Source organism: Pseudomonas sp. R4-39-08, from assembly GCF_003852275.1.
Lineage (GTDB): Bacteria > Pseudomonadota > Gammaproteobacteria > Pseudomonadales > Pseudomonadaceae > Aquipseudomonas.
Map to the genome: position 1 here is coordinate 4,138,005 of NZ_CP027733.1, position 23,337 is coordinate 4,161,341.

The 23,337-nt window shown below is 62.1% G+C and carries 24 protein-coding genes and 1 riboswitch; of the genes, 4 read left to right on the forward strand and 20 right to left on the reverse strand.

Annotated elements, in window-relative coordinates; all coding sequences use genetic code 11:
• Positions 1 to 118: 118 nt before the first annotated feature.
• Positions 119 to 1,483 carry a DNA recombination protein RmuC gene (gene rmuC / locus C4J88_RS19040; RefSeq protein WP_164487744.1) on the reverse strand — a complete coding sequence of 455 codons (1,365 nt, stop codon included), beginning with the start codon at positions 1,481 to 1,483 and terminating at the stop codon, positions 119 to 121.
• 175 nt (positions 1,484 to 1,658) lie between these two features.
• Positions 1,659 to 1,982: a sel1 repeat family protein gene (locus tag C4J88_RS19045; RefSeq protein WP_124367865.1), complete on the reverse strand. Its 324-nt coding sequence runs from the start codon at positions 1,980 to 1,982 to the stop codon at positions 1,659 to 1,661.
• A gap of 846 nt (positions 1,983 to 2,828) precedes the next feature.
• Here C4J88_RS19045 and C4J88_RS19055 point away from each other — a divergent pair.
• The 3 genes from C4J88_RS19055 (at position 2,829) to C4J88_RS19065 (ending at position 5,236) form a co-directional block, all read left to right on the forward strand.
• A complete protein-coding gene (locus C4J88_RS19055; RefSeq protein ID WP_010208698.1) occupies positions 2,829 to 3,053 on the forward strand; it encodes a hypothetical protein in 225 nt (74 codons plus the stop codon).
• Between the two features lie 277 nt (positions 3,054 to 3,330).
• Positions 3,331 to 3,813 carry a hypothetical protein gene (locus C4J88_RS19060; RefSeq protein ID WP_124407832.1) on the forward strand — a complete coding sequence of 161 codons (483 nt, stop codon included), beginning with the start codon at positions 3,331 to 3,333 and terminating at the stop codon, positions 3,811 to 3,813.
• 145 nt (positions 3,814 to 3,958) lie between these two features.
• Positions 3,959 to 5,236 (forward strand): OmpP1/FadL family transporter, encoded by a 1,278-nt coding sequence (locus C4J88_RS19065; RefSeq protein WP_124407833.1) that lies wholly within the window; start codon positions 3,959 to 3,961, stop codon positions 5,234 to 5,236.
• Between the two features lie 65 nt (positions 5,237 to 5,301).
• Here C4J88_RS19065 and C4J88_RS19070 read toward each other — a convergent pair whose 3' ends face one another.
• The 13 genes from C4J88_RS19070 to cobO all read right to left on the reverse strand — a co-directional run bounded on the left by C4J88_RS19070 (position 5,302) and on the right by cobO (position 16,711).
• Positions 5,302 to 5,853 (reverse strand): glutathione peroxidase, encoded by a 552-nt coding sequence (locus C4J88_RS19070; protein ID WP_124407834.1) that lies wholly within the window; start codon positions 5,851 to 5,853, stop codon positions 5,302 to 5,304.
• 150 nt (positions 5,854 to 6,003) lie between these two features.
• The gene (locus C4J88_RS19075) at positions 6,004 to 7,212 is read right to left on the reverse strand and encodes an MFS transporter (protein WP_124367868.1); all 1,209 of its coding nucleotides are present in this window, start codon (positions 7,210 to 7,212) and stop codon (positions 6,004 to 6,006) included.
• A 54-nt stretch (positions 7,213 to 7,266) separates the two neighbouring features.
• On the reverse strand, positions 7,267 to 7,671 hold the full coding sequence (locus C4J88_RS19080; protein WP_124407835.1) for a MarR family winged helix-turn-helix transcriptional regulator: 405 nt from the start codon (positions 7,669 to 7,671) through the stop codon (positions 7,267 to 7,269).
• 42 nt (positions 7,672 to 7,713) lie between these two features.
• The gene (locus tag C4J88_RS19085; RefSeq protein WP_124407836.1) at positions 7,714 to 8,442 is read right to left on the reverse strand and encodes an adenosylcobinamide-GDP ribazoletransferase; all 729 of its coding nucleotides are present in this window, start codon (positions 8,440 to 8,442) and stop codon (positions 7,714 to 7,716) included.
• 2 nt (positions 8,443 to 8,444) lie between these two features.
• Positions 8,445 to 9,020: an alpha-ribazole phosphatase family protein gene (gene cobC, locus C4J88_RS19090; RefSeq protein ID WP_124407837.1), complete on the reverse strand. Its 576-nt coding sequence runs from the start codon at positions 9,018 to 9,020 to the stop codon at positions 8,445 to 8,447.
• Positions 9,017 to 10,072, reverse strand: a complete 1,056-nt coding sequence (gene cobT / locus C4J88_RS19095) for a nicotinate-nucleotide--dimethylbenzimidazole phosphoribosyltransferase (protein ID WP_124407838.1) — start codon at positions 10,070 to 10,072, stop codon at positions 9,017 to 9,019. The genes cobC and cobT overlap by 4 nt, the downstream gene beginning before the upstream one ends.
• Positions 10,069 to 10,590 (reverse strand): bifunctional adenosylcobinamide kinase/adenosylcobinamide-phosphate guanylyltransferase, encoded by a 522-nt coding sequence (gene cobU, locus C4J88_RS19100; RefSeq protein ID WP_124407839.1) that lies wholly within the window; start codon positions 10,588 to 10,590, stop codon positions 10,069 to 10,071. Before cobU ends, cobT begins: the two co-directional genes overlap by 4 nt.
• Before the next feature lie 148 nt (positions 10,591 to 10,738).
• Entirely contained in the window at positions 10,739 to 12,190 is a 1,452-nt protein-coding gene (locus tag C4J88_RS19105) for a cobyric acid synthase (RefSeq protein WP_124407840.1), read from the reverse strand.
• Entirely contained in the window at positions 12,187 to 13,176 is a 990-nt protein-coding gene (cobD, locus tag C4J88_RS19110; protein WP_124407841.1) for a threonine-phosphate decarboxylase CobD, read from the reverse strand. The genes C4J88_RS19105 and cobD overlap by 4 nt, the downstream gene beginning before the upstream one ends.
• The gene (cbiB, locus tag C4J88_RS19115) at positions 13,169 to 14,077 is read right to left on the reverse strand and encodes an adenosylcobinamide-phosphate synthase CbiB (RefSeq protein ID WP_124407842.1); all 909 of its coding nucleotides are present in this window, start codon (positions 14,075 to 14,077) and stop codon (positions 13,169 to 13,171) included. Before cbiB ends, cobD begins: the two co-directional genes overlap by 8 nt.
• A complete protein-coding gene (bluB, locus tag C4J88_RS19120) occupies positions 14,074 to 14,724 on the reverse strand; it encodes a 5,6-dimethylbenzimidazole synthase (protein WP_124407843.1) in 651 nt (216 codons plus the stop codon). The genes cbiB and bluB overlap by 4 nt, the downstream gene beginning before the upstream one ends.
• Positions 14,721 to 16,103: a cobyrinate a,c-diamide synthase gene (locus tag C4J88_RS19125; protein WP_124407844.1), complete on the reverse strand. Its 1,383-nt coding sequence runs from the start codon at positions 16,101 to 16,103 to the stop codon at positions 14,721 to 14,723. The genes bluB and C4J88_RS19125 overlap by 4 nt, the downstream gene beginning before the upstream one ends.
• Complete coding sequence (gene cobO, locus C4J88_RS19130; RefSeq protein ID WP_124371446.1) at positions 16,100 to 16,711, reverse strand: cob(I)yrinic acid a,c-diamide adenosyltransferase; 612 nt, start codon at positions 16,709 to 16,711, stop codon at positions 16,100 to 16,102. Before cobO ends, C4J88_RS19125 begins: the two co-directional genes overlap by 4 nt.
• Positions 16,712 to 16,789: 78 nt before the next feature.
• Positions 16,790 to 17,042: riboswitch (cobalamin riboswitch) on the reverse strand.
• A 99-nt stretch (positions 17,043 to 17,141) separates the two neighbouring features.
• Here cobO and C4J88_RS19135 point away from each other — a divergent pair.
• Positions 17,142 to 18,455, forward strand: coding sequence for a sorbosone dehydrogenase family protein (locus C4J88_RS19135; RefSeq protein ID WP_124407845.1), 1,314 nt, complete (start codon positions 17,142 to 17,144; stop codon positions 18,453 to 18,455).
• A 132-nt stretch (positions 18,456 to 18,587) separates the two neighbouring features.
• Here C4J88_RS19135 and C4J88_RS19140 read toward each other — a convergent pair whose 3' ends face one another.
• The 5 genes from C4J88_RS19140 to C4J88_RS19160 form a co-directional block, all read right to left on the reverse strand.
• Positions 18,588 to 19,127: a C40 family peptidase gene (locus C4J88_RS19140; protein WP_124363826.1), complete on the reverse strand. Its 540-nt coding sequence runs from the start codon at positions 19,125 to 19,127 to the stop codon at positions 18,588 to 18,590.
• 144 nt (positions 19,128 to 19,271) lie between these two features.
• Positions 19,272 to 19,901, reverse strand: coding sequence for a C40 family peptidase (locus tag C4J88_RS19145; RefSeq protein WP_124407846.1), 630 nt, complete (start codon positions 19,899 to 19,901; stop codon positions 19,272 to 19,274).
• 213 nt (positions 19,902 to 20,114) lie between these two features.
• Complete coding sequence (gene hda, locus C4J88_RS19150) at positions 20,115 to 20,819, reverse strand: DnaA regulatory inactivator Hda (protein ID WP_124363828.1); 705 nt, start codon at positions 20,817 to 20,819, stop codon at positions 20,115 to 20,117.
• Positions 20,820 to 21,024: 205 nt separating this feature from the next.
• Positions 21,025 to 22,098, reverse strand: coding sequence for an AI-2E family transporter (locus tag C4J88_RS19155; RefSeq protein WP_124407847.1), 1,074 nt, complete (start codon positions 22,096 to 22,098; stop codon positions 21,025 to 21,027).
• A 52-nt stretch (positions 22,099 to 22,150) separates the two neighbouring features.
• Entirely contained in the window at positions 22,151 to 23,191 is a 1,041-nt protein-coding gene (locus tag C4J88_RS19160) for a DUF2066 domain-containing protein (RefSeq protein WP_124407848.1), read from the reverse strand.
• Between the last annotated feature and the right edge of the window lie 146 nt (positions 23,192 to 23,337).

A 23,337-nucleotide genomic window follows, 5' to 3' on the forward strand; every position in this document is an offset into this window, starting at 1 on the left:
GTGGGCTGCTACAAAGTTGTGTAGATACCTATGCCCCGATGGCAGTCTGTCAGTCAGTTTACCCTGAGCTGACCCACCGCAATCGGGAGCAAGCCCCCTCCCACATTTTGATCATGTTTTATTCAGGGGAATGCGCCACGCCATCCGAATCGGTCATTGCGCGCTCGAGCAAATCCGCCGGCAGGCTTTTGCTGGCACGTGCGCCCAGCAGGCGCAGTTGCTCGGTGCGGCTGACCAGATTGCCGCGTCCATCGGTCAGCTTGTTACGCGCCGCGCTGTAAGCCTTGTCCAACTGCTGCAAGCGGTTACCTACTTCGTCCAGATCCTGGATAAACAGCACAAACTTGTCGTACAGCCAACCGGCGCGTTCGGCGATTTCCCGGGCGTTCTGGCTCTGGCGTTCCTGCTTCCACAGGCTATCTATTACCCGCAGGGTGGCAAGCAAGGTGGTGGGGCTGACAATCACGATATGACGGTCGAAGGCTTCCTGGAACAGGTTCGGCTCGGCTTGCAGCGCTGCGGAAAACGCTGCCTCAATCGGCACGAACAGCAGCACGAAATCCAGGCTGTGCAAACCTTCCAGGCGCTTGTAATCCTTGCCGGCCAAGCCTTTGATGTGATTGCGCAAGGACAGCACATGCTGCTTCAACGCCGCCTGGCCAATTACCTCGTCATCCGCCGCAATGTACTGCTGATAGGCGGTCAGGCTGACCTTGGAGTCCACCACCACCTGCTTGTCGCCCGGCAACATGATCAGCACGTCGGGCTGGAAGCGTTCGCCATCCGGGCCTTTGAGGCTGACCTGGGTCTGGTATTCGCGGCCTTTCTCCAGGCCCGCATGCTCCAGCACCCGCTCCAAGATCAGCTCGCCCCAGTTACCCTGGGTTTTCTGGCCTTTGAGGGCGCGGGTCAGGTTGGTGGCTTCGTCCGACAGGCGCAGGTTCAACTGCTGCAGGCGCTCAAGCTCTTTGGCCAGGGAAAAGCGTTCGCGGGCTTCGTTCTGGTAGCTTTCTTCAACGCGCTTCTCGAAGGATTGGATGCGTTCCTTGAGCGGGTCCAGCAGTTGCCCCAGGCGCTCCTGGCTGGTTTCGGCAAAGCGTTGCTCACGCTCGTCGAAAATCTTCCCGGCCAGTTCGGCGAACTGCGCGCGCAGCTCGTCCCGGGAACCCTGCAGATCGGCGAGGCGTTGTTGGTGGCTGTCCTGCTGTTCACGCAGCTCGGCGCGCAAGGCGGCGGCCAAGGCGTCAAGCCGGCGCAGCTCGGTTTCCTTGGCGCTGCGGTCCAGGTTCCAGGCGTGGGCGGCGTCGCGGGCGTTATCGCGGTCGATCTGCAACAGCTCGACTTCGCGGCGCACCGCAGCCAGGTCGGCCTGCTTGGCGGCATTGGCGTGGCTCAGATCGCTGATTTCGTCGCGGCTGGCGTCCAGTTGGGCGGCAAGCCCTTCCTGGGCCAATTGCGCGGTCGCCAGGCGCTCCTCCAGCAATTCCCAGCCGGTGGTGCGCGCGGTCAGCCGTCGTTGAATCTGCCAGCACAACGCCAATAACGGCAGCGCGGCGCCAGCAAGCCCGAGGGCGACACTGGTCCAGTCGAAAACCATAGCCATTTCTGCCATCACCAAAAAAGAGCAAGGTTAACCAAGCAATGCCCGGGAGGACAGCTCAGTCTTCGACCTGGCCCAGTTCGCGCTGAGCGCGACGGTCGCCGGCGCGGGCCGCCGAACGCAACAGATCCTGGCCGATGCGCCGGTCGCGGGCATTTTCGCATTCACGGCACATCAATTGGCCCAGGCGGCTCTGCGCGGCCACCACGCCTTCGCGGGCAGGCTGCTTGAGCAGGCGGCCAGCCAGGTGCTTGACGTTGGTACTCTGCCCCAGGCGCGGGCTGTCGAGGAGCCACAAGGCGACTTTCAAAGAGAAACGCTTGGGCGCGGTAACAGTCTGGGGAGTGTCGGTAACAGAAGGTGATACTGAGCGAAACTTCATAAAGCACTGTGGGACAGAACGGAAGGCGCGCCACTCTACTCTTTTTTTCGTACAGGTAAAGCTGAAAAAACCCGGCACGCCCGTTCTAGAGCAAGCGCTTGGGACAATCCACAGAAGCTGTGGATAACTCAGTGGACAACCCGCCTTTAACTCGCGCAAAGGCCCATGGAATGGGGGCCGCAGTCAAACTGACGATTTTTTCACCAATAAAAAAAAGCCAGATTTTTCATTGACTTAAATTTTGATTGCAGGCAAATGGGCAGGCTTCAGGACAGTTACCAGCGAAGTTACCGGCGCTGCGACTAATGTGCACAAGTACCCAGCCGACGGTTATATCCCCGGCGTTTTTTGATCCGACACGCTCAGGAAATGTTACTGCCAGGAAACTGGAGGGTGGACGGCTGATGGTTTTTTTGCCAAGCCACTTCCTTTCCTTGTTTCGATCCGTTACTATCCGCAGCGTTAGTACCAAGCTGAAAGTCAATTCTGGTCGACATATCCCTAGAACTTCATGGGATCGACCACCTCGATGGTTTCCAGGTATCACTTGCGACGACACTGCCTTTGAACAAGCAAAGGGTGCCGCGAAGTCTGCATACTCTGACCGAACCAACCTGCAAATTGATCAGGATCTTCACCCTGGGCCCAGAACCTTTGCCCCTGTTGTGTTGCCTGCCCTCCTAAGTACCTACCTGCCAGCCCAAGCGCGCCTAATCCAATAGCGCTTCAAACTGGCTGCTTTGTTCCAGACTAGGTTCTTTCGCTTGATCAATGGTGATCAGCGTTTCTGGAACGTTTTAACGTTGCACGGTTCTTATCCGTGTCATTTGTAGGAACACCAATAATATGAACGCTCAAATCCACACTCAGGATGCCATCCGCACCCTCACCAACGCTTTTGCCCCAATGAACTGCCTGATCATGGCCGCTCGCAAAGGCTGCTTCAGCTTCACCCTGGTCAACGAACACGGCATCGCACGTCACAGCGAACGCCTGTACCCCGATCAATACTCCAGCGCAGAACCGCTGCAGGCCGTGATCGAGCGTACCCGTCAGGCACTGATTGCCTGATCGACCCGAGTCGCTGAAACACAAAAACCCTGTCTGAAAAACAGGGTTTTTTATTGCCTGGAATTTAGTCCCGGGATTTTTTACTAAGCACGAATAGATATAAACGTTATAACCGGATAAAGAAGATGTTTTAAAAACAGTCCTTTACAGGAGAAATATGACACTACACTTCAACTCAAGCGGCATGATCCGCTTGCGACGGGCTTGAGATCCGATCCACCGCTGCCAAGCTCCTCCTTCTCAGGCTCGTCATTCATTCCCACGGACTGAGGTTTGTATGGGTATTGCCGCCAACGAATTGTGTCGTTATGTGATCAGGCCGACCTTAATGTACCTCGGCTGCCATAACCCGACCGCCGAAGCCCTGCTGCTGGGCATTGCCGCCAGCCAGTCGGAACTGGGCTCGGCCTTGCATGATCGACGCGGCCATGGCCTCTACCGCATCACCGAACCGCGTCACCGCGCCCTCTGGGATAGCTACCTGGCGCTCGATCCCGAGCGTGCGAGCCTGGTGCGCGGGCTGGCCAGCCAACATGCGTTTCTCAGCGCGCCTCAGTTGGAATTGACGGTGAACCTGCGTTACGCCACGGCAATCGCCTGGTTGCTGGTGGAGCAACACCGCCCTGCCCTGCCCGCGCCCGGCGATGTATTGGCGATGGCACGTATCTGGAAAGAAATATTTCACCCTCAAGGCCGCCTGCGAGATTTCTCCCAGGCTTGGCAAAGCTGTGTCAGCCCAATGAAACAGGTGGCCTACTGACCGGGCAAATTGCAAGATTCGCCAAAAAACCGGAAATCTGGCCGGATTGTCCTACAAAAACGCTCTATCTCCTGCATTACAGCCTATAGCGCGATGTTAAATTTATTGATACTTTCCGCAGCGGTGATCACACGGAGTTCTAATAATGAAAAAAGTAATGCTCAAGACCACACTTAGCCTCGCCGTTGCCATGGCCTCCTCCCAACTGTTCGCCAGCGGCTTCGCCCTGAACGAACAGAGCGTCAGCGGAATGGGTACTGGCTTCGCAGGTCGCTCTTCTTCTGCCGATGACGCAAGCACTGTCTACGGTAACCCTGCCGGTATGGCTCGCCTGAACGGCCAGCAAATCACCGGCGGTGTCGCAGCCATCGATGCCTCTACCGATCTCAGCGACACAAGCGGTCGCTCTCGCGGCAGCAACAAAGGCGACATGGTGCCGTTCACCGCCGTACCTTTTGGTTTCTACACCAATAAGCTCAACGACCAGTGGGCCGTCGGTTTCGGCGTGTATGCGCCGTTCGGCCTGATAACCGACTACGAAAGCGGCTTCCAGGGCCGTGGCTTTGGCAGCAAGAGCGAAGTGAAAGTCATCACCTTGCAACCAACGGTCAGCTACGCCTTCAACGATCGCGTTTCCGTCGGCTTCGGCCCGACCATCAACCGCATCGGCGGTACCCTGGAATCGGACATCACGCTGAACCCTGCCGCGCCGGATACCAATATCAAGATCAAGGGTGACGACACCGCGCTGGGTTTCAACGTCGGCGTGCTGGTACAAGCCACCGATACCACCCGCGTCGGCCTGACCTATCACTCCAAGGTCAGCTACAAGCTGGAGGGCCACACCGAAGTCACCGCGCCGACCGCGACCTCTCCGTTCCTGCGCAGCAACCGCTACGACGCTTCGCTGAAGATCGATACGCCTGAGTCCTACGACCTGTCGGTGACCCAGGACCTGACCGACGCATGGAAACTCTATGCCGGTGCAACCTGGACCCGCTGGAGCCGCCTGAAAGACATCACCGTCAAGAACGACGGCGTCACCGGCGCAACCGGTGGTGCGCTGGCCCCAGCATTGGTAGGCACCATCAAGGAAGACCAGAACTGGCACGACACCTGGGCTTACGCCTTGGGTACTTCGTACCAGCTGACCAAGCAAGTGGTGCTGCGTACCGGCCTGACGTTCGACCAGTCGCCGACCAACAACACTGATCGCTCGCCGCGCATTCCTACCGGCGACCGCACCATCTTCAGTCTGGGCCTGGGCTACGAGGTCATGCCGAACATGACCATCGACGTGGCCTACTCCTACCTGAAGGAAGAGGACGTCAAGGTTGCGCGCTCCAACCAATTGGCCAGCTACAACGCCAAGTATGAAAACAGTGCCAACGGTTTCGGCCTGGGCATGACCTACCGCTTCTGATTCGTTGCGGTATAAAAAAGCCCCGCTCTCCTGTACAGGAGGCGGGGCTTTTCAATGGGCGGCGATCAGGGTTTGGACGCCAACGCCTTTTCCACTGCTTCGATCAACTCCGGACTGTCGGGCTTGGTCAGGCTGGAAAAATTGGCGATGACGTTGCCCTGGCGATCCACCACGTACTTGTAGAAATTCCACTTGGGCGGCGTGTCGGTCTGTTGCGCCAGCACCTTGAACAAATTGACCGCGTCCGGTCCCTTGACCCTCTGCGGCTCGGTCATGGTGAAGGTCACGCCGTAGTTCACGTAGCAGACCTTGGCGGTTTCTTCACCGGTCTTGGCTTCCTGCTTGAAGTCGTCGGATGGCACGCCAATCACTTCCAGGCCCTGGCCCTTATAGCGCTGGTACAACGCCTCGAGGCCTTTGAATTGCGGGGCGAAGCCGCAGAAGCTCGCCGTGTTGACGATGACCAGGGGCTTACCCGCGAAACGCTGGCACAGGTCAATGGATTCCTTGGCCCGCAGCTTGGGCAATTGGCCCTCCAGCAACGGCGGGCAACTGGCGGCCAGGGCTACGCTGCCAGCAGCCATCAGGACGGGTACAGCGAGCCAGCGCATCAACATGTGAAAGGTCCTTGCATGGGTTCAGACATAGAACTTAACAGATCGCCATGCCCAACTGCATCAATGCCAGGCCGCCGCGCTGCCAGCCCCACCAGGCCAACAGCAACAACACCAGCCCTGCCACCAGGGCCATGCACCGCAGTGCTGCACTCATGCCGCCTCCATTTGCGCCTGCACGCGCGCCACTGGCCGTTCACGCACCGGCCAGTTCAGGGCCGCCGCGAGCAGGCTGAGCAGAATCGCCACTTGCCAGATCAAGTCGTAGTTACCGGTTCGATCATAGACCACCCCGCCCAACCAGCCACCGAGGAACGAGCCGAGTTGATGGAACAGGAACACGATCCCACCCAACATCGAGAGGTTGCGTACACCGAACAAGGTCGCAACAGTGCCGTTGGTCAGCGGCACGGTAGACAGCCACAGGAACCCCATTGCCATGCCAAACAGGTAAGCCGTGACTTCGGTGACCGGCGCCCACAGGAACAGCACGATCACCACCGCACGCAACAGGTACAAGCCGGTGAGCAAGCGCGGCTTGGACATGCGCCCACCCAGCCAGCCGGCCGTGTAGGTGCCGAACACATTGAACAGCCCGATCAACGCCAGCACCGTGGTGCCAGCCGTAGCCGGCAGATGCTGGTCCACCAGATACGCCGGTAGGTGCACGCCGATAAACACCACCTGGAAACCGCAGACGAAAAAGCCGAAGGACAGCAGCCAGAACCCGGAATGGGAGCACGCCTCCTTCAACGCTTCGCGCAGGGTTTGCTGACCGACCGTGGTAGGCAGCGGCCGGTCCTTGAGCATGGCCACCAGCGGCAGGATCAACGCGACCATCAAGCCCAACGCCAGCAGCGCCGCAGACCAGCCCAGCCACCCGATCAAGCCGAGAGTCCCTGGCACCATGGCGAACTGGCCAAAGGAGCCGGCGGCGCTGGCGATGCCCATGGCCATGCTGCGTTTTTCCGCTGGTACGGCGCGGCCGACCACACCGAGGATCACTGAGAACGACGTGCCGGACAGGCCAATGCCGATCAGCAACCCCGCGCTCAGGGACAATGACCACGCCGAGTCCGACATGCCCATCAGCACTAGGCCCACGGCGTACAACACGCCGCCGACGAACACCGCCTTGGTCGCACCGAAGCGGTCAGCCAGGGCCCCGGTGAACGGCTGCGCCAGGCCCCAGATCAGGTTCTGCAAGGCGATGGCAAAGGCGAACGTCTCGCGCCCCCAGCCAAATTCGCTGCTCATCGGTGCCAGGAACAGGCCAAAGCCGTGCCGCACGCCCAACGACAACGCCAGGATCAGCGCACTCCCCACAAGAACCCAGCCACTGGTGCGCCACATTGAGGTCATTTCTTATTCTCCGCTCGCGGGTATATACCCGCTTATAGTCGAACAAACCGCCGTTCAGGCGAGTTCATCCAGCAAGGCCAACAACGTTTCGCGCTTTTCGGCGCCCAGTTGATCGATCAATTTCTGTTGCGCCGCTTCCCATGCCGGCAAGGCCGCGGCCAACCGCTGCTGACCGGCCTCGGTCAACTCCACCAGGCGGTTGCGCAGGTCATCGCCTTCGACCAACCGGACCAGGCCGTCACCTTCCAGTACGCGCAGATTGCGCCCCAAGGTGCTGCGGTCCAGGCCCATGGCTTCTGCCAGGCTGGAAATGCTCGGCTGATCGAGACGTTGCAGGTTGCTCAGCAAGGAATACTGGGCAACGTTGATCCCGAAGCCGTCGAGGGCGCCGTCGTAATACCGGCTGACGCCACGGGCGGCGCGTCGCAGGTTGGTGCACAAACATTGGGAAGCAAGCATAGAGCGTGTATATACCCGGAGTTAAGCAAATGCAAGAAAGTGTTACAGCGCCAGCCCGATCAGCACGGCCGCTTCGAGCAGTTCCAGCAGGGCGCCGGCGGTATCGCCGGTGGTGCCACCGAGGCGCTTGACCATCAAATGGCGCAAGCCGATAAAACAGCCCGCCGCGAGCAGTACCGCTATCCCACCGCTGAAACCACCGATCAGGATGCAGGCCAGTCCACTGAGGATCAGCACCTGCTGGCCGACAATCCTCGGTAAATGATCCGACAGCGCCTGGCCCAATCCACCGGCACGCACATAGCGCGTGGTGAGAAACAGCGCCAGCATCGAAGCCCGGCCGATCAACGGCGCGAGAATCAGCGCGGCGCCGTTATGCTGCTCGATCAAGGCCACCAGCGCGGTGAATTTGAGCAGCAACATCAGGCCCAGGGTGACCACGGCAATCGGCCCGCTGCGCGGGTCCTTCATGATGCTGAGGGTGCGTTCGCGATCGCCGAACCCACCCAGCCAGGCGTCGGCACTGTCCGCCAGGCCGTCCAGGTGCAGGCCGCCGCTGAGCAGCACCCAGGTGGTCAATAGCAGCGCGGCGTGCAGCAACAATGGCGCGCCCATCAGCAGGCTGTTCAGGCCCCATAGCAGCAGGCCAAACAGCAAACCGACCACCGGGTAAAACAGCAACGAACGCCCCAGTTCCTGGGGTTGCGGCATGCCTAGCAGACGTATTGGCAGACTGCTCAGGAACTGCAGGGCGATCCAGAATGGCAGCATGTTCAGACTCCTTCCTTCAACGTGCCATCGGTCGCCACCTGCAGGCTGAACAGCCCACCGTGGCCGACTTCGACATTCAGCAAGTGCTCACGCGGCAAACCGCACGCACGTGCCAATAACAGCCGCATGACGCCACCGTGGCTGATCAACAGCACGCGTTCACCGGCATAGGCCTGCTGTAGACGTAAGACGGCGCCCAGCACCCGTTCGGAAAACGCCTCCACCGGCTCGCCTTCTGGCGGCGTAAAGCGGTAGGGGTCCGCCCAGAACAATCCCAAGCCCTCGGCGTCGGTTTCCATCAACGCCGCCGCGCTCTGCCCTTCCCAGGCGCCGAAGTGCAGCTCTTGCAGGTCTTTTTCCAGGCTGACGGGAAGATTGAGACGCCCGCCCAATTCCTCAGCAAAGCGCGCACAGCGTTGCAACGGCGAACTGATCAGCCGGTCCCACGGCCCCTGCCCCAGCACAGCCGCGCGCATCTGCTCCCAGCCCCTGGCCGTCAAGGCATCATCCAGGCTGCCGCGCAGGCCGCCGCCCAGCTCGGTTTCACCGTGGCGCAGCAGGTCCAGGTGCAAGGTCATGCAGGGCGATCCGCCACGGCGGCTTCGGCGAACGTCGCCATCTGCCCGTGCAACGCACAGGCCAGGCGCAGCAACGGCACCGCCAGCGCCGCACCGCTGCCTTCGCCCAAGCGCAAGCCCAGGTCCAGCAGCGGCTGTGCGTCGAGACTGTGCAGCACGTGACGATGGCCCGGTTCGGCGCCACGATGGCCGAACACCAGCCAGTCGCGGCAGGCCGGATTCAAGCGCGTGGCCACCAGCGCGGCGACGCTGCAGATAAACCCGTCCACCAGCACCACGATGCCTGCCTGGGCGCAGGCCAGGTAGGCACCGACCAGCGCGGCAATTTCAAAGCCACCCAGTTTGAACAGCGTCTGCAACGCGTCGTCGCGCTGGGCCGCGTGCAAGGTCAGGGCGCGCTCGATGACTGCCACCTTGTGGCTGACGCCTTGGGCATTCAGCCCCGTGCCCGGACCGGTCAGGTCACTCACCGGGCAATCGAGCAGCGCACACGCCAACGCGCTGGCGGCGGTGGTGTTGCCAATGCCCATTTCACCACCGATAAACAGCTGTGCGCCGTGCTCCAAAGCGCGGCGTGCGCTGTCTCGTCCGGCCTGCAAGGCCTGGCGCCCCTGCACCTGGGTCATCGCCGGGCCGTGGACAAAGTTGGCCGTGCCCGCGCCGATATTCAGGTGGCGCACGCCGGGTAGATCCAGGGAGGGCGTGACCGTGCCGAGGTCGATCACCTCCAGCTGCGCGTCCAGCTGGCGAGCCAATACGCTGATGGCCGCGCCACCGCTGACAAAGTTGTGCAGCATCTGCCCGGTCACGGCCTGGGGAAACGCCGATACGCCTTCGGCGACCACGCCATGGTCGCCGGCAAAAATCGCGATCCACAGCTGCTCCACCGACGGCTTGACCCGGCCCTGCAACCCGGCCAACTGCACCGCCAGCGCTTCCAATTGGCCGAGCGAACCGGCGGGCTTGGTCAACTGCTGCTGACGCGCCAGCGCCTGCTCTTGCGCAGCGGCGTCGATGGCCTTGCACGGGTTGAGCCACCAGAAATCCGTCATAACGCAGTACCTTTCAAAGTCAGGGGCAGGCCGGCGACGGTCAGCACTACGCGCTGACACCGCTCGGCCAAGGCTTGATGCAGCCAACCGGCTTCATCCACATAACGGCGAGTCAATTCGCCCAGCGGCACGACACCCAGTCCGGTCTCGTTGCTGACAAAAATGATCTGCCCCGGCAGTGCAGCCAGGGTTTCGAGCAACTGGTCGCGCTCCGAAGCGAGGCGCTCAGGGTCTTCCAACATCAGCAGATTGGTCAGCCACAGGGTCAGGCAGTCCACCAGCAGGCAACGCTCGGCAGCGGCGTTGTCGCGCAACACCCGCGCCAGTTCAATGGGCTCTTCGATCAGGCCCCAGTGGTCGGGGCGACGCGCACGGTGCAGGGCAACGCGCTGGTTCATCTCAGCGTCCAGCGGCTGACTGGTGGCGATATACGTCACCGGTAAACCGCTGGCGCCGGCGAGTTTTTCAGCCAGACGGCTTTTGCCCGAACGGGCGCCGCCGAGAATCAATTGATGCATGAGCCACTACCTTTTCCAGTCAGCCGAAAGACTGCCCATTGTGGGAGGGGGCTTGCACCCGATAAGGGCGCTTCAGACACTGATGCATCGACTGATACACCGTCATCGGAGGCAAGCCCCCTCCCACATTGGCCCTGTGTACATGCCGTCAGATTCCGCACAATCGACGCAACAATTCAGTGTCCAGATGGTTTTCCACCAGATCCGCCAAGCGCTCGATATCCCGCTCACGCAGGGCGTGATAGTCGACTGCCTGCACGTCCTGCAACCCCGCCCAGCGCAGCAGTGCACTGCACGCCGCCGGTGTCTCGAACAGCCCGTGCAGATAAGTGCCGAGGATCTGCCCGTCGGCACTCTGCGCGCCATCACTGCGCCCGTCGTCGAGCCGCACCGCGGCATTCTCCAGCGCCGGGCCGGACGTCACCCCCGCATGGATCTCATACCCGCTGACCTCGGCATCCTCCAGCAGCAACCGCCCGCGCACATTGCGCAATTGCTTTTCCTGCTCAAGCGTCGTGCTGAACGCCAGCAGCCCCAGGCCGTCGCTGGAGCCGACGGGGCCTTCCAGGCCGAGCGGGTCATGCACCTGCTCGCCGAGCATCTGCAAGCCACCACAAATCCCCAGCACCTTGCCGCCATAGCGCAAATGCCGCGCCACGGCGGTATCCCAGCCATTGGCACGCAAGTACGCCAAATCACTGCGCACGCTTTTCGACCCCGGCAGGATGATCAGGTCGGCAGCCGGGATCGGCTGACCCGGCCCGACAAATTGCAGGTCTACCTGGGGATGCAGGCGCAGCGGGTCGAAATCCGTGTGGTTGCTGATGCGCGGCAGCACCGGCACCACCACGTTGAGCACCTGGGCGGCCTTGTCGGTCTGGCGCTGGTCGATGCCATCTTCGGCCTCGAGGTGCAGGTCCATCACGTAGGGCAACACGCCCACCACCGGCTTACCGGTACGCGCCTCCAACCAATCCAGCCCCGGTTGCAGCAGCGCGATATCCCCGCGAAACCGGTTGATGATAAAACCCCGGACCCGCGCCTGTTCGCTGGGGGACAACAATTCCAGCGTACCGACCAGATGGGCGAACACCCCGCCGCGATTGATATCGGCGATCAACAGCACCGGGCAATCCACGGCTTCGGCGAAGCCCATATTGGCGATGTCATTGGCGCGCAGGTTGATCTCGGCCGGCGAGCCCGCGCCTTCGACCATCACCACCGGATAGGCCTGGCTCAACCGTGTGTGGGAGGCCAGCACCGCCTGCATCGCGATGGCTTTGTAGTCGTGGTAGGCAACCGCGTTCATGCTGGTCACGGCGCGGCCATGGATAATCACTTGGGAACCGGTGTCGCTGTTGGGCTTGAGCAGCACCGGGTTCATGTCGGTGTGGGGCGTCAGGTTGGCGGCCTGCGCCTGGACCGCCTGGGCGCGGCCGATCTCGCCGCCTTCGGCGGTCACTGCGCTGTTGAGCGCCATATTCTGTGGCTTGAACGGTGCCACTGCAACCCCCTGGCGCACCAGCCAGCGACATAGGGCGGTCACCAGCGTGCTCTTGCCGGCGTCGGAGGTGGTGCCCTGCACCATCAACGTAGTCATGTCGCTTCCTTGTAGGCGGCCAGTGCCGTCTCGAGACGCTGCCAATCGGCCTCGGTGTCGGGCAGACCGAAACGCACGCTGCTGTCGTGAACGAACAGGCGCAGCAGAATGCCGCGCTGGGCCATGAATTCGTGCAAGCGTTCGGCGTGCGGTGTGATCAACCACTGGAACAAGGCGCAGCCACCCTGGGGTTGAAAACCCTGGCGCTCAAGCAGGTCGGACAGGCGCTGGCCGGCCTCGATGCAACGCGTGCGCTGGCGGGCGTGCCCGGCGCTGTCGCGCAGGCATGCCTGGCCGAGTATCCGTGTCGGCCCGCTGACCGCCCAGGGCCCGACCTGTTCGGCGAGCAATTTGAGCAACTTGCGCTCGGCCAGCACAAAGCCCAGGCGCACGCCGGCCAGGCCGAAGAACTTGCCGAATGAGCGCAGCACGATCAAGCCGACCTGTTGGGTGTGGCTGGCCAGGCTCAAGTGCGGGGTCACGTCCATGAAGGCTTCGTCCACCACCAGCCAGCCGCCGCGCTGGGCCAGCCGCGTATGCCAGTCGAGCAGGCGCTCCGGGGCCAGGCTCAAGCCGGTGGGGTTATTCGGGTTGACTACCACCAGCACGTCGAGGCCATCGAGAAAGAAGTCGACTTCCTGCTCTTGCACTTCACGCACCACATAACCGGCACGACGCCAGGCTTCGGCGTGTTCGGCGTAGCACGGCGACAGTACGCCGACCTTGCCGGAACGGCGCAGGCGCGGCAGCAACTGGATCGCGGCCTGGGAGCCCGGCACCGGGAGCACGTGAGCCGCGCCATAGTAGTCGCTGGCGGCTTTTTCCAGGCCGTCATCGGCTTCCGGTAGCCGTGCCCAGGCGCGCAAGGGAATCTCGGGAATCGGCCATGGCCAGGGCGCCAGGCCACTGGACAAATCGAGCCAATCCGCCTCCGCGATCCCATATTCAATTGCCGCCTTACGCAGCCGACCACCGTGTTCAAGCATAAAGTTGCGCCCCCGCGCACAGGACCAGCAGCCACAACCATACGCCGCGCTGCACCAGTTGCCAGCCTCGGTCGATGGCGTCAGCGTCGGCCGGCGGGCCTTCGCCCAATGGCGGGCGCTGGTGCACCTCGCCGTGATAAATCGCCGCGCCACCCAGTTCGACGCCCAGCGCACCGGCGCCAGCGGCCATCACCGGGCCAGCGTTGGGACTGTCCCAGGTCGCCCCCTGGGTGCGCCAGCATTTGAGCGCCAGGCGAGTCTTGCCCAGCAACGCGTAGGTCAAGGCCACGAGGCGTGCAGGAATATAGTTGAGCCCATCGTCGATCTTCGCCGCCGCCCAGCCAAAGCGTTCGAAGCGTTCGTTGCGATAGCCCCACATGGCGTCGAGGGTGTTGCTCAGGCGATAGAGCACCACGCCCGGCACGCCGGCGACTACGAACCAGAACAGCGCGGCGAACACGGCGTCGCTGCCGTTTTCCAGCACCGACTCGGTGGCCGCGCGAGCGACTTCCGTGCGATCCAGCTCGCTGGTCTGGCGGCTGACCAGATAACTCACACGTTGGCGCGCTTCTTCCAGGTCATCACTGCGCAGGGCCTGGGCGACCGGAATCACATGCTCGCCCAGGCTGCGCATGCCCAGGGCGCAGTACAACGCCAGGATTTCCAGCACCCAACCGATGTACGGCGCCCAGGACAATGCGGTGGCCAGCAGGGTCAGCGGTACCACCGCGATAAACCACGCGGTCACCCCATGGCTGCGCCAGCCACGACCGCCTGAATTGAAACGCTGTTCGATGCGCCCGGCAAAATTGCCGAATGCCACCAGCGGATGCCAGCGCCTGGGCTCGCCCAGCAGCGCATCCAGCGCTACTGCGGCAACACACAGCAAGGCCACACTCATTGACTCACTCCCCACAGGTTTTCGTACAGCATGTCACTCAATGGCCGCGGTTCGGTCCAGCCTTCGAGCTGCAACATCGGTGCCGGATAGAACTCGGCGACCGGTCCCAGGCACAGCACCGCCAGGGGTTTGGCGCCCGCCGGCAAACCCAGCAGGTCGGCCAGGGCCTGGGGTTCGAACAGCGAGACCCAGCCCATGCCCAACCCCTCGACGCGGGCCGCCAGCCACAGGTTCTGGATGGCGCAGGACAACGACGCCATGTCCATTTCCGGCAAGGTGCGACGGCCGAAGATGTGCCGCTCGCGATCGTCCATCAGCGCTGCCACCAGCACTTCGGCGCAGTCGTGGATGCCTTCGACCTTGAGCTTCATGAAGTCATCGGAGCGCTCGCCCAACGCCTCGGCGGTGCGCAGGCGCTCTTCTTCGACCAGTTGCTGAATGCGCCCTCTTAATTGACGGTCGCTGATACGGATAAAGCGCCACGGTTGCATCAGGCCGACGCTGGGTGCCTGGTGGGCAGCCTGGAGCAGGCGCTGAAATAACTCAGGCGCGACGCTGCCACCGCTGAAGTGGCGCATGTCGCGGCGTTCGGCGATGGCGCGGTAGACGGCTTGGCGGTCGGCCTCGGGGAAGGCGTTGTCGGTCATGGTGTCATCGGGGGCAAGCCCCCTCCCACCTTTGGAATGCATTCCCCTGTGGGAGGGGGCTTGCTCCCGATAGCGGCTTCAGGGCCTGGCACAAAAAGTGCCGCCACCGCCGCCGGGTTCGACGGAAAGTAAAAGTGCACATAGGACGCGGTCATCCGCCGCTGCCGATACACCGCTTCAGCCCCGCGCCCACCATTGGGGCTCATGCCACGGGCGATCGGCTCGCATGCGGTGCTGGTCAGGGAATGATGATAGGTGTGCCCGCGCAAGGTGCCTTCGGGCAGTTCGACGCTTTGCAGCGCCAGCGCCGCCAATTTCTTTTGCATCACTGCGTCGCCCTGCAACAGGCCGAGCAGTTCGGCGCGGTTGCCGTCGACATCGGTGAGCGAGTCCAGCAGGTACAGCATGCCGCCGCATTCGGCGAGCAAGGGCTTGCCGGCTGCATGATGAGCGCGGATGGCAGCGAGCATCGGTGTGTTTTGCGACAGGGCCCGGTGATGCAGTTCCGGGTAACCGCCGGGTAGATAGAGGCTGTCGGCTTCAGGCAATGCGCCGTCATGGATCGGTGAAAAGAAATGCAACTCGGCGCCCATCGCGCGCAACAGGTCGAGGCTGGCACCGTAGGTAAACGCGAAAGCTTCGTCACGGGCCACCGCAATGCGCACCCCGGCGAGCAACGGTTCGGCAGTGATCACCTGCGGCGCGGCAAACGTCACCGGTGGCGGCACGGCGACTTCGCAACTGCTGCCCAGCGCTTGGGCGGCGGCGTCCAGGCGCAGGTCGAGGTCATTGAGTTCGCTGGCTTGCACCAGGCCCAGGTGACGGCTGGGCAATTCGATACCGGTTTCACGTGACAGCGCGCCGTACCAGCGCAATCCCTCGGTGAGGCTGCCTTCCAGCAACTGCGCATGGCGCAGCGTGCCGACGCGGTTGGCGAGTACGCCGGCGAATGGCAGGTCCGGCTGGTAGCGCGCCAGGCCCAACGCGAGGGCGCCAAAGGTCTGCGCCATGGCCGTGCCGTCGATCACCGCCAGCACCGGCACGCCGAAATGCCGTGCCAGGTCGGCGCTGGACGGGGTGCCATCGAACAGGCCCATCACGCCTTCAATCAGGATCAGGTCGGCCTCCCCGGCTGCTTCCCACAACAAACGACGACTTTCCTGCTCGCCCACCATCCACATATCCAATTGATACACCGGCGCGCCACTCGCGCGTTCGTGAATCATCGGGTCAAGGAAGTCCGGCCCGCATTTGAATACGCGTACCTTGCGCCCCAGGTTGCGGTGCAAACGCGCCAACGCGGCGGTGACGGTGGTTTTGCCCTGGCCGGACGCCGGTGCGGCGATCAAGACGGCCGGGCAATGACGGGGCTGATTCAAAGTTCGACGCCTTTCTGTGCCTTGATACCGGCCTGGAACGCGTGCTTGAGCATGCCCATTTCGGTGACGGTATCGCCCATTTCGATCAGCTCAGGCTTGGCGCCACGGCCGGTGACCACCACGTGCTGCATCGGCGGGCGCGCCTGCAGGTCGCTGAGCACCTGGTCGAGGTCAAGGTAGCCGTGCTTGAGGGCAATGTTCAGTTCGTCGAGCACGACCAGGCCGATGGAAGGGTCATTGAGCATCGCCCGGGATACCGCCCAGGCCGCTTCGGCGGCGGCGATATCGCGCTGGCGATCCTGGGTTTCCCAGGTGAAGCCTTCGCCCATTACGTGAAAGCGGACCTGCTCGGGGAAGCGGCGGAAAAACAACTCTTCGCCGGTACTGTTGCGCCCCTTGATGAACTGCACCACGCCGCACTGCATGCCATGCCCCATGGCGCGGGCCAACATGCCGAAGGCCGAACTGCTTTTGCCCTTGCCGTTGCCGGTCAGCACCAGCAGCAAACCGCACTCATTGGGCGAGTTGGCGATGCGTTCATCGATCACGGCTTTTTTGCGCAGCATGCGCGCCAGGTGGCGTTCGTCGCGGTCGGGGGTATCGGTCATGGCAGCTCTCCGTTGGGGCTGGACAAAAACGGCGGGCAGGAAAAAGGAAAAACAGACAGCCAAGCATCGCCCACCGTGATGCTGTTGGATGTTTCAGGCCGGTCTCCGGGCTCATGAGTGGCGCTCTGCCTTTAGACAGGACATGCCAACGGCGCGCCTTCCCATATCGCCTGCGATACAGTGGCCAACAGCGCCGTCTTGACTCATTTACCGTTGCGGGGGCAGCGCCGGAATTGCGGCGGCACTGTGTACAAGTGCGCTCACTCACCGGCTTCCCTGTTTCACTCTGTCGACGCATGCGCCACAGAGCACCTGGAACAAGCCGCGAAGGTTAGTGGGTTGGGGGTGGAGCGTCAATTAAAGCTGGCCCTGTACTTGAACCATCAAGGTGATGTGCTTCTCTACCCTTACAGGTATTCAGGAGAACACCATGCACAAAACCAGACTCGCCCTACTGATCATGCTCGCCGGCACCCTCGCCGCCTGCGGAGAAAGCTCTACCCTGCAGGTAGCCGACGGCACCGGGCCCTCGCCCAGGTTGCCGGAACCGAACAAGACGCTGATCCCCACCGTGAACATCGCGCCGGCCGTCGGTTGGCCCGACGGCGCCAAGCCGACGGCCGCTGCCGGCACCCAGGTGGCTGCATTCGCCGAGGGCCTGGAGCATCCGCGCTGGCTCTACGTGCTGCCCAACGGCGACATCCTGGTGGCCGAGACCAATGCACCGCCCAAGCCCGATGACGCCAAAGGCGTGCGCGGCTGGGTCATGGAGAAAGTCATGGGCCGCGCAGGCGCAGGTGTGCCGAGCCCGAACCGCATCACCCTGCTGCGCGATGCCGATCACGACGGCGTCGCCGAAACGCGCACGGTGTTCCTGGAAAACCTCAACTCGCCCTTCGGCATGGCCCTGGTCGGCAACGACCTGTACGTGGCGGACTCCGACAAGTTGCTGCGTTTCCCCTATCAAGCTGGGGAGACCGCGATCAAGGCGGCCGCCACCAAAGTCGTCGATTTGCCGGGTGGCAGCCTCAACCATCACTGGACTAAAAACGTGATCGCCAGCCAGGATGGCAGCAAGCTGTACGTCAGCGTCGGCTCCAACAGCAACGTCGGCGAGAATGGCCTGGAAGCCGAAGAAGGTCGGGCGGCGATCTGGGAAGTGGACCGCGCCACGGGCCAGCATCGTATTTTCGCCTCCGGCCTGCGCAACCCTAACGGCATGGCGTGGGAGCCGCAGAGCGGCAAATTGTGGACGGCGGTGAACGAGCGCGATGAAATCGGCAGCGACCTGGTGCCGGACTACATCACCTCGGTCAAGGACGGCGCGTTCTATGGCTGGCCGTTCAGCTATTACGGGCAGCATGTGGATGTGCGCGTCACCCCACAGAACCCGCAGCTGGTCGCCAAGGCCATTGCGCCGGACTATGCGGTCGGCCCGCATACCGCGTCGCTGGGGCTGACCTTCGCCCAGGGCAACACACTCCCGGCGCAGTTCAGCAACGGTGCGTTCATCGGCCAGCATGGTTCGTGGAACCGCAAGCCGCACAGTGGCTATAAGGTGATCTTCGTGCCGTTCGAGGGCGGGCAGCCGAAAGGCAAGCCGGTGGACGTGCTGACCGGGTTCCTTGATAAAGATGAGAACGCCATGGGCCGGCCGGTGGGGGTGGTGATCGATCAGCAAGGGGCTTTGCTGGTGGCCGATGATGTGGGGAATAAGGTGTGGCGGGTGTCGGCGGCCAAATAAAGACCCCTGAACAGATACAAAACCAATGTGGGAGGGGGCTTGCTCCCGATAGCGGAGTATCAGTCACAGTATCTGCGCCTGACCCACTGCTATCGGGAGCAAGCCCCTCCCACATTTGGTTCGGTGTCTGATTCAGGGATTGCGTGCCAAGTTTGCCGGCAGTACCCGCTTGGCACTCAGGTAAGCATTCTGCCAATACGCCTTCGACAACGTATCCAGCTTCACCGTACCGCCAGTCTGCGGAGCGTGCACAAAACGACCCTCACCCACGTAGATGCCGGCGTGACTCACCCGCGAACCACCACCGGTGGCAAAGAACAACAGGTCACCGGTTTGCAGGTTCTGCTCGCTGACGTCCTGGGCACGCATCACGATCAACTCGCGGGTAGTGCGCGGCAAAGTGATACCGGCTGCGTCGCGGTAGACAAAACCAATCAGGCCGCTGCAATCAAAGCCCGAGTCCGGCGTATTGCCGCCCCAGCGATACGGCGTGCCCACCAGGCCCAGCGCGCGGAATAGCACGTCTTCGGCGGCCGGCGAGAAATTCTGGGTGGAATAGTTGAACACCGGCTTAGGCTTGACGGCTACAGGAGCAGGCGGCGGTGGACGGCTTGCGCAGGCGCTGAGGAGCGCGGCGCAAACGAGAAGAAAGAGGCGGGCCGAGGTCGACATGGGCAGAACAATCCTGGTCTGGATGCGGCTTTCGCTGCCGAACGCTGAAAACCAGAACGCGCAAGCAAAGCTCGCGCGAACGGATTACAACAATGTCCAGGGATTCTAGCGCTTACGCGTCAAACTTCAAGTATCACTTTAACTTTACTTACTGGCGGTAACCGTAGACGGGGCCATGGCGAGTGCACGCTTGGCTTCGATGAAGGTTTTGCTCCAGTAGCTGTCACCCAGGCTATCGACCCGCACACCACCGCTACGACGGCTGCTGGAGTGGATAAACTGGTTATCGCCCAGGTAGATACCGGCGTGGCTGACACGACCGCGACCGGCAGTACTAAAGAAAAGCAGATCACCGGGCTTGAGGTTGTTTCGCGCGACCAACGGTGCTTTCACGTTGATCATTTCGCGGGTGGAGCGCGGCAGATTCATGCCGGCTTCTTCACGAAACAGGTAGCCGATAAAACCGCTGCAATCGAAACCGGCTTCAGAGGTGCCGCCAAAACGGTAGCGGGTACCGATCAGGGACATGCCGCGTTCGAGAATGCTGTCGGCCAGAACGGGGAGCTGGTAAGGCTTGCCGCCGGAGAAGTCGGCCAGCTCTTTTTCGGTTGCCAGCTCTTCTTCATAAACAGAAGCAGACTGTGCAGCAACGAATTTAGCCTGATTTTGAACCTGTGGTTTGGGCTGTTCTGCCACCTGCTGAGGGTGGGAGGCGCAACCAAACAACAGGGTAACGAGTGCGAGAGGCACGAGGGGTGCGAAGCGATTTAGCATGGGCACGACCGTGGCTGATGTGTAAAGAAGGCGAGACTATGCCTTCTATCACATCGATTTGCAAATTCAATCGAACTCTTTGTGACTTCCTGTTTGGACCACGCCATCTAAGCCGTTAATCCCAGAGACCTGCCCTGTGCGTGGCCAAACCGGCTAAAACGCAGGTTTTCTGACGCCTGGAATTTGCCGAAGGCCTGAAAACACAAGGCTTGGCTACCAGCCTAGGGTTTCTTTGAGGAAGGGAATGGTGAGCTTGCGCTGGGCCTGCAACGAGGCCTGATCGAGCTGTTCGAGCAACTCGAACAGCGCGCTCATGCTGCGCGTGCCACGGGTGAGGATAAAGTGCCCGACCTCGTCGGTCAGGTGCAGGCCGCGCCGCGAGGCGCGCAGTTGCAGGGCACGGAGTTTGTCTTCGTCGGACAAGGGCCGCATCTGGAAGATCAACGCCAGCGTCAGCCGCGACTTGAGGTCGGCCAGCTTCACCGGCAGTTCACGCGGCGACGTAGACGCGGCGATCAACAGGCGGCGGCCACTGTCACGCAAGCGGTTGAACAGATGAAACAGCGCCTCTTCCCAGTCCGCCTTGCCCGCAATGGCCTGCAAATCGTCCAGACACACCAGTTCGTATTGTTCGAGGTTGTCGAAGATCCCCACACCGTGGTCCATCAGCTCAGCCAACGGCAGGTAAACCGCCGGCTCGCCCATCTGCTCGAAACGCAGGCACGCGGCCTGCAGCAAGTGGGTACGCCCGACGCCATGCTTGCCCCACAGATAGATCAGGCTTTCAGTCCACCCGGCGTCGGCTTCGCAGAGGCGCTCGACATAGCCGAGTGCAGCGGCATTGGCGCCTGGGTAGTAGTTGATAAAGGTAGCGTCGTCACGCAGACGCACACCTAGGGGCAGCTGAATCGGTTTCATGCTGACTGAACGGCTCCCATCGAACCGTGAGTGGCCTCTGTGTAAAGTTTGCAAAGTTTATACGCGTGGCGCCGGGCGCACAATGCAGCAGACCATAAGCAAAATCAAAGGTTTGCGTTAACCTGTTGGTTTTGCGCAAATTGTTTGACGCACCCGCCACATTAAACAACAAACCCGGCCATGAGCCGGGTTCGTGATAGCGCGATTACAGATCGGGATCTTCAACGCCCGTGTACACATCCGAATCCTTGTACATATCGTGAACATGCCGCACCAGCACCATGATCACCGCCGCCACCGGCAGCGCCAGCAGGATGCCGGTAAAGCCGAACAGCTCACCGCCCGCCAGGATCGCAAAGATCACCGCCACGGGATGCAGGCCGATGCGGTCCCCCACCAGCAGCGGGGTCAATACCATGCCTTCCAGCGCCTGGCCGACCATGAACACCGCGACGATGCCCAGCATCGGGTACAGGTCGCCGCCAAACTGGAACAGCCCCGCCACCAGCGCCGCGCCGATGCCGATCACGAATCCCATGTAGGGCACGATCGCGGCCAGGCCGGCGATCAGGCCGATCAACAGGCCCAGCTCAAGGCCGATCGCCATCAGGCCGGCGGCGTAAATGACGCCCAGCGCCAGCATCACCAGCAGTTGCCCGCGCACGAACGCCCCCAGTACCTCGTGACACTCGCCCGCCAGGGACACGATGCGTTCCTCGCGGTCGCGCGGCAGCAGGCTGCGGATCTTGGCCATCATGATGTCCCAGTCCCGCAGCAGGTAAAACGCCACCACCGGGATCAGCACCAGATTGGTCAGCCAGCCGATCAGCGCAAGGCTGGAAGCGGTTGCCTGGCTGAGCACCATACTGACGATATCGGTGGTCTTGTCCATGTGTTCACTGATTGCCGCCTTGACCTTGTCGAACTTCCAGAACCCGTCCGACAGCCCAAGCTTGGCCTGGGCCCATGGCATCGCCGTGTGCTGCAACCAGTCGAGCATCTGCGGCGCCAGTTCGTAAAGTCGATACAGCTGCTTGGCCAGCATCGGCACCAGCACCAGCACCAGTGCGGTGATGATCAGGGTAAACAAGGCAAACACCGCGATCACACCCCAGGTTCGCGACAGGCCGGCCTTCTCCAGGCGATCCACCACCGGATCGAACAGATAGGCGAGCAGCAACGCCACCAGAAATGGCGTCAGGATCGAATGCAGCAAGAACACAAAAACGCACAGCAGGACAATCCCGCCAAGCCACACCCAACGACGCGTATCCGCCATGAACCACTTCCTCTGTTATTTGCTTGCCGCTTCTATATAGAAGCCAGGCCACTTACCAACGAAAACGTAACTGCGCCTGGGGCTCAGGCGCGGCAGCCGGTTGTGCGCCATCGGCCGGCGGTTGCGGGGCGGGGGCTTCACCTGCCGGCACTTCCTGCAACTTGGCCAGGCTCAACTGGGTGCGCAACTGATCGGCGCTGCCATTGACGCGATACACAATACGAGTGCCGTCTACCCGCTGCGGCTGGCCACCAAAGGGCTCAAGCAAACGACCCAGGACGGCATAGCGCTCCAGGTTCATGCCCTGCACCTCCAGCAACTGTTCGGCGCTGACCCCCGGCTTGACCGCAAAACGCGGCGCGAGCTTCTGGCTGACGGCGAGTAACACGGCATCAGCCACCGCGCCAGTGTCAGCGCCCTGGACGCTGCCCTGCTCGGTCTTGTCGCCCAGCCACAGGCGCCATTTGGCCTGCCACTGGTTGCCTTCCTGGCGCGCATGCACCGCCAATAACGCATCGGCGCCATAGCGCTCGGAGGCGGCGCGCAGCGGCGTGGCGTCGGCACTTTCCAGGTTCGGCGCGGTGGCGACGACCTGTTCGTCCAGGTCACCCAGCGGCAGGCGCAACGGCAAGCCTCGGTGCTGGGCCGCCCGGCGCAGCGCTTGAGCCACCGCCTGGCCGTCGCCGACCAGGCTGCTGCCTTCGGTAGAGTCGTTCAGCCACCAGCCGAGGATCGAGGGGCGATTGCTGCCCCAGATCGCCAAGCCGGCGTCACGCAGGGCGCGATCGGTGCTGACCGGGTCGAAATCCACTTGCAGGCTTTCCGGCGGGCCGGCGTCGTAGCCGTATTGGCTGATGATTTGTTGCGGGTCCTTGCGGATCGCCGCCAGGCCCGGGCCCTCGGCGGCCTTGGCATCGCCGGTCAGGCGGATGACCAGGGTTTGCACAGCGCGCTGGGTGGCCTGGTCACGCTCCTGGGGTGACTGGCTGCTGACCGGTTCGAGGACTTGATAGAGGCCATTGAGGGTTTCGGCATGACTCGCCAGGCTGACCAACGACAAACAGCCTACAAAAAAGAATTTACACAGACGCATGGAAGATTCCCGAACGACAAATTTAGCGGCTGGAACAGACCGCGTGATCTCGGTTTTGGCAAGGCTGTGACACAGCGACCGGTAAAACATTCACGGGTCTCGGTAAGTTTTCATACTGTCATAACGATAGCGGATTCAAGGCTATA

Coding starts and splice junctions, on each gene's coding strand:
- C4J88_RS19055 (WP_010208698.1), top strand. CDS start 2,829: ATGAACGCTCAAATCCACACTCAGGATGCCATCCGCACCCTCACCAAC.
- hda (WP_124363828.1), bottom strand. CDS start 20,819: ATGAAACCGATTCAGCTGCCCCTAGGTGTGCGTCTGCGTGACGACGCT.
- cbiB (WP_124407842.1), bottom strand. CDS start 14,077: ATGAGTGTGGCCTTGCTGTGTGTTGCCGCAGTAGCGCTGGATGCGCTG.
- C4J88_RS19065 (WP_124407833.1), top strand. CDS start 3,959: ATGAAAAAAGTAATGCTCAAGACCACACTTAGCCTCGCCGTTGCCATG.
- C4J88_RS19140 (WP_124363826.1), bottom strand. CDS start 19,127: ATGTCGACCTCGGCCCGCCTCTTTCTTCTCGTTTGCGCCGCGCTCCTC.
- cobC (WP_124407837.1), bottom strand. CDS start 9,020: ATGACCTTGCACCTGGACCTGCTGCGCCACGGTGAAACCGAGCTGGGC.
- cobT (WP_124407838.1), bottom strand. CDS start 10,072: ATGACGGATTTCTGGTGGCTCAACCCGTGCAAGGCCATCGACGCCGCT.
- C4J88_RS19070 (WP_124407834.1), bottom strand. CDS start 5,853: ATGTTGATGCGCTGGCTCGCTGTACCCGTCCTGATGGCTGCTGGCAGC.
- C4J88_RS19085 (WP_124407836.1), bottom strand. CDS start 8,442: ATGCTGCCATTCTGGATCGCCCTGCAGTTCCTGAGCAGTCTGCCAATA.
- cobD (WP_124407841.1), bottom strand. CDS start 13,176: ATGCTTGAACACGGTGGTCGGCTGCGTAAGGCGGCAATTGAATATGGG.
- C4J88_RS19145 (WP_124407846.1), bottom strand. CDS start 19,901: ATGCTAAATCGCTTCGCACCCCTCGTGCCTCTCGCACTCGTTACCCTG.
- bluB (WP_124407843.1), bottom strand. CDS start 14,724: ATGACCGACAACGCCTTCCCCGAGGCCGACCGCCAAGCCGTCTACCGC.
- C4J88_RS19075 (WP_124367868.1), bottom strand. CDS start 7,212: ATGACCTCAATGTGGCGCACCAGTGGCTGGGTTCTTGTGGGGAGTGCG.
- C4J88_RS19045 (WP_124367865.1), bottom strand. CDS start 1,982: ATGAAGTTTCGCTCAGTATCACCTTCTGTTACCGACACTCCCCAGACT.
- cobU (WP_124407839.1), bottom strand. CDS start 10,590: ATGCATCAATTGATTCTCGGCGGCGCCCGTTCGGGCAAAAGCCGTCTG.
- C4J88_RS19155 (WP_124407847.1), bottom strand. CDS start 22,098: ATGGCGGATACGCGTCGTTGGGTGTGGCTTGGCGGGATTGTCCTGCTG.
- C4J88_RS19080 (WP_124407835.1), bottom strand. CDS start 7,671: ATGCTTGCTTCCCAATGTTTGTGCACCAACCTGCGACGCGCCGCCCGT.
- C4J88_RS19060 (WP_124407832.1), top strand. CDS start 3,331: ATGGGTATTGCCGCCAACGAATTGTGTCGTTATGTGATCAGGCCGACC.
- C4J88_RS19160 (WP_124407848.1), bottom strand. CDS start 23,191: ATGCGTCTGTGTAAATTCTTTTTTGTAGGCTGTTTGTCGTTGGTCAGC.
- C4J88_RS19105 (WP_124407840.1), bottom strand. CDS start 12,190: ATGACTACGTTGATGGTGCAGGGCACCACCTCCGACGCCGGCAAGAGC.
- C4J88_RS19135 (WP_124407845.1), top strand. CDS start 17,142: ATGCACAAAACCAGACTCGCCCTACTGATCATGCTCGCCGGCACCCTC.
- cobO (WP_124371446.1), bottom strand. CDS start 16,711: ATGACCGATACCCCCGACCGCGACGAACGCCACCTGGCGCGCATGCTG.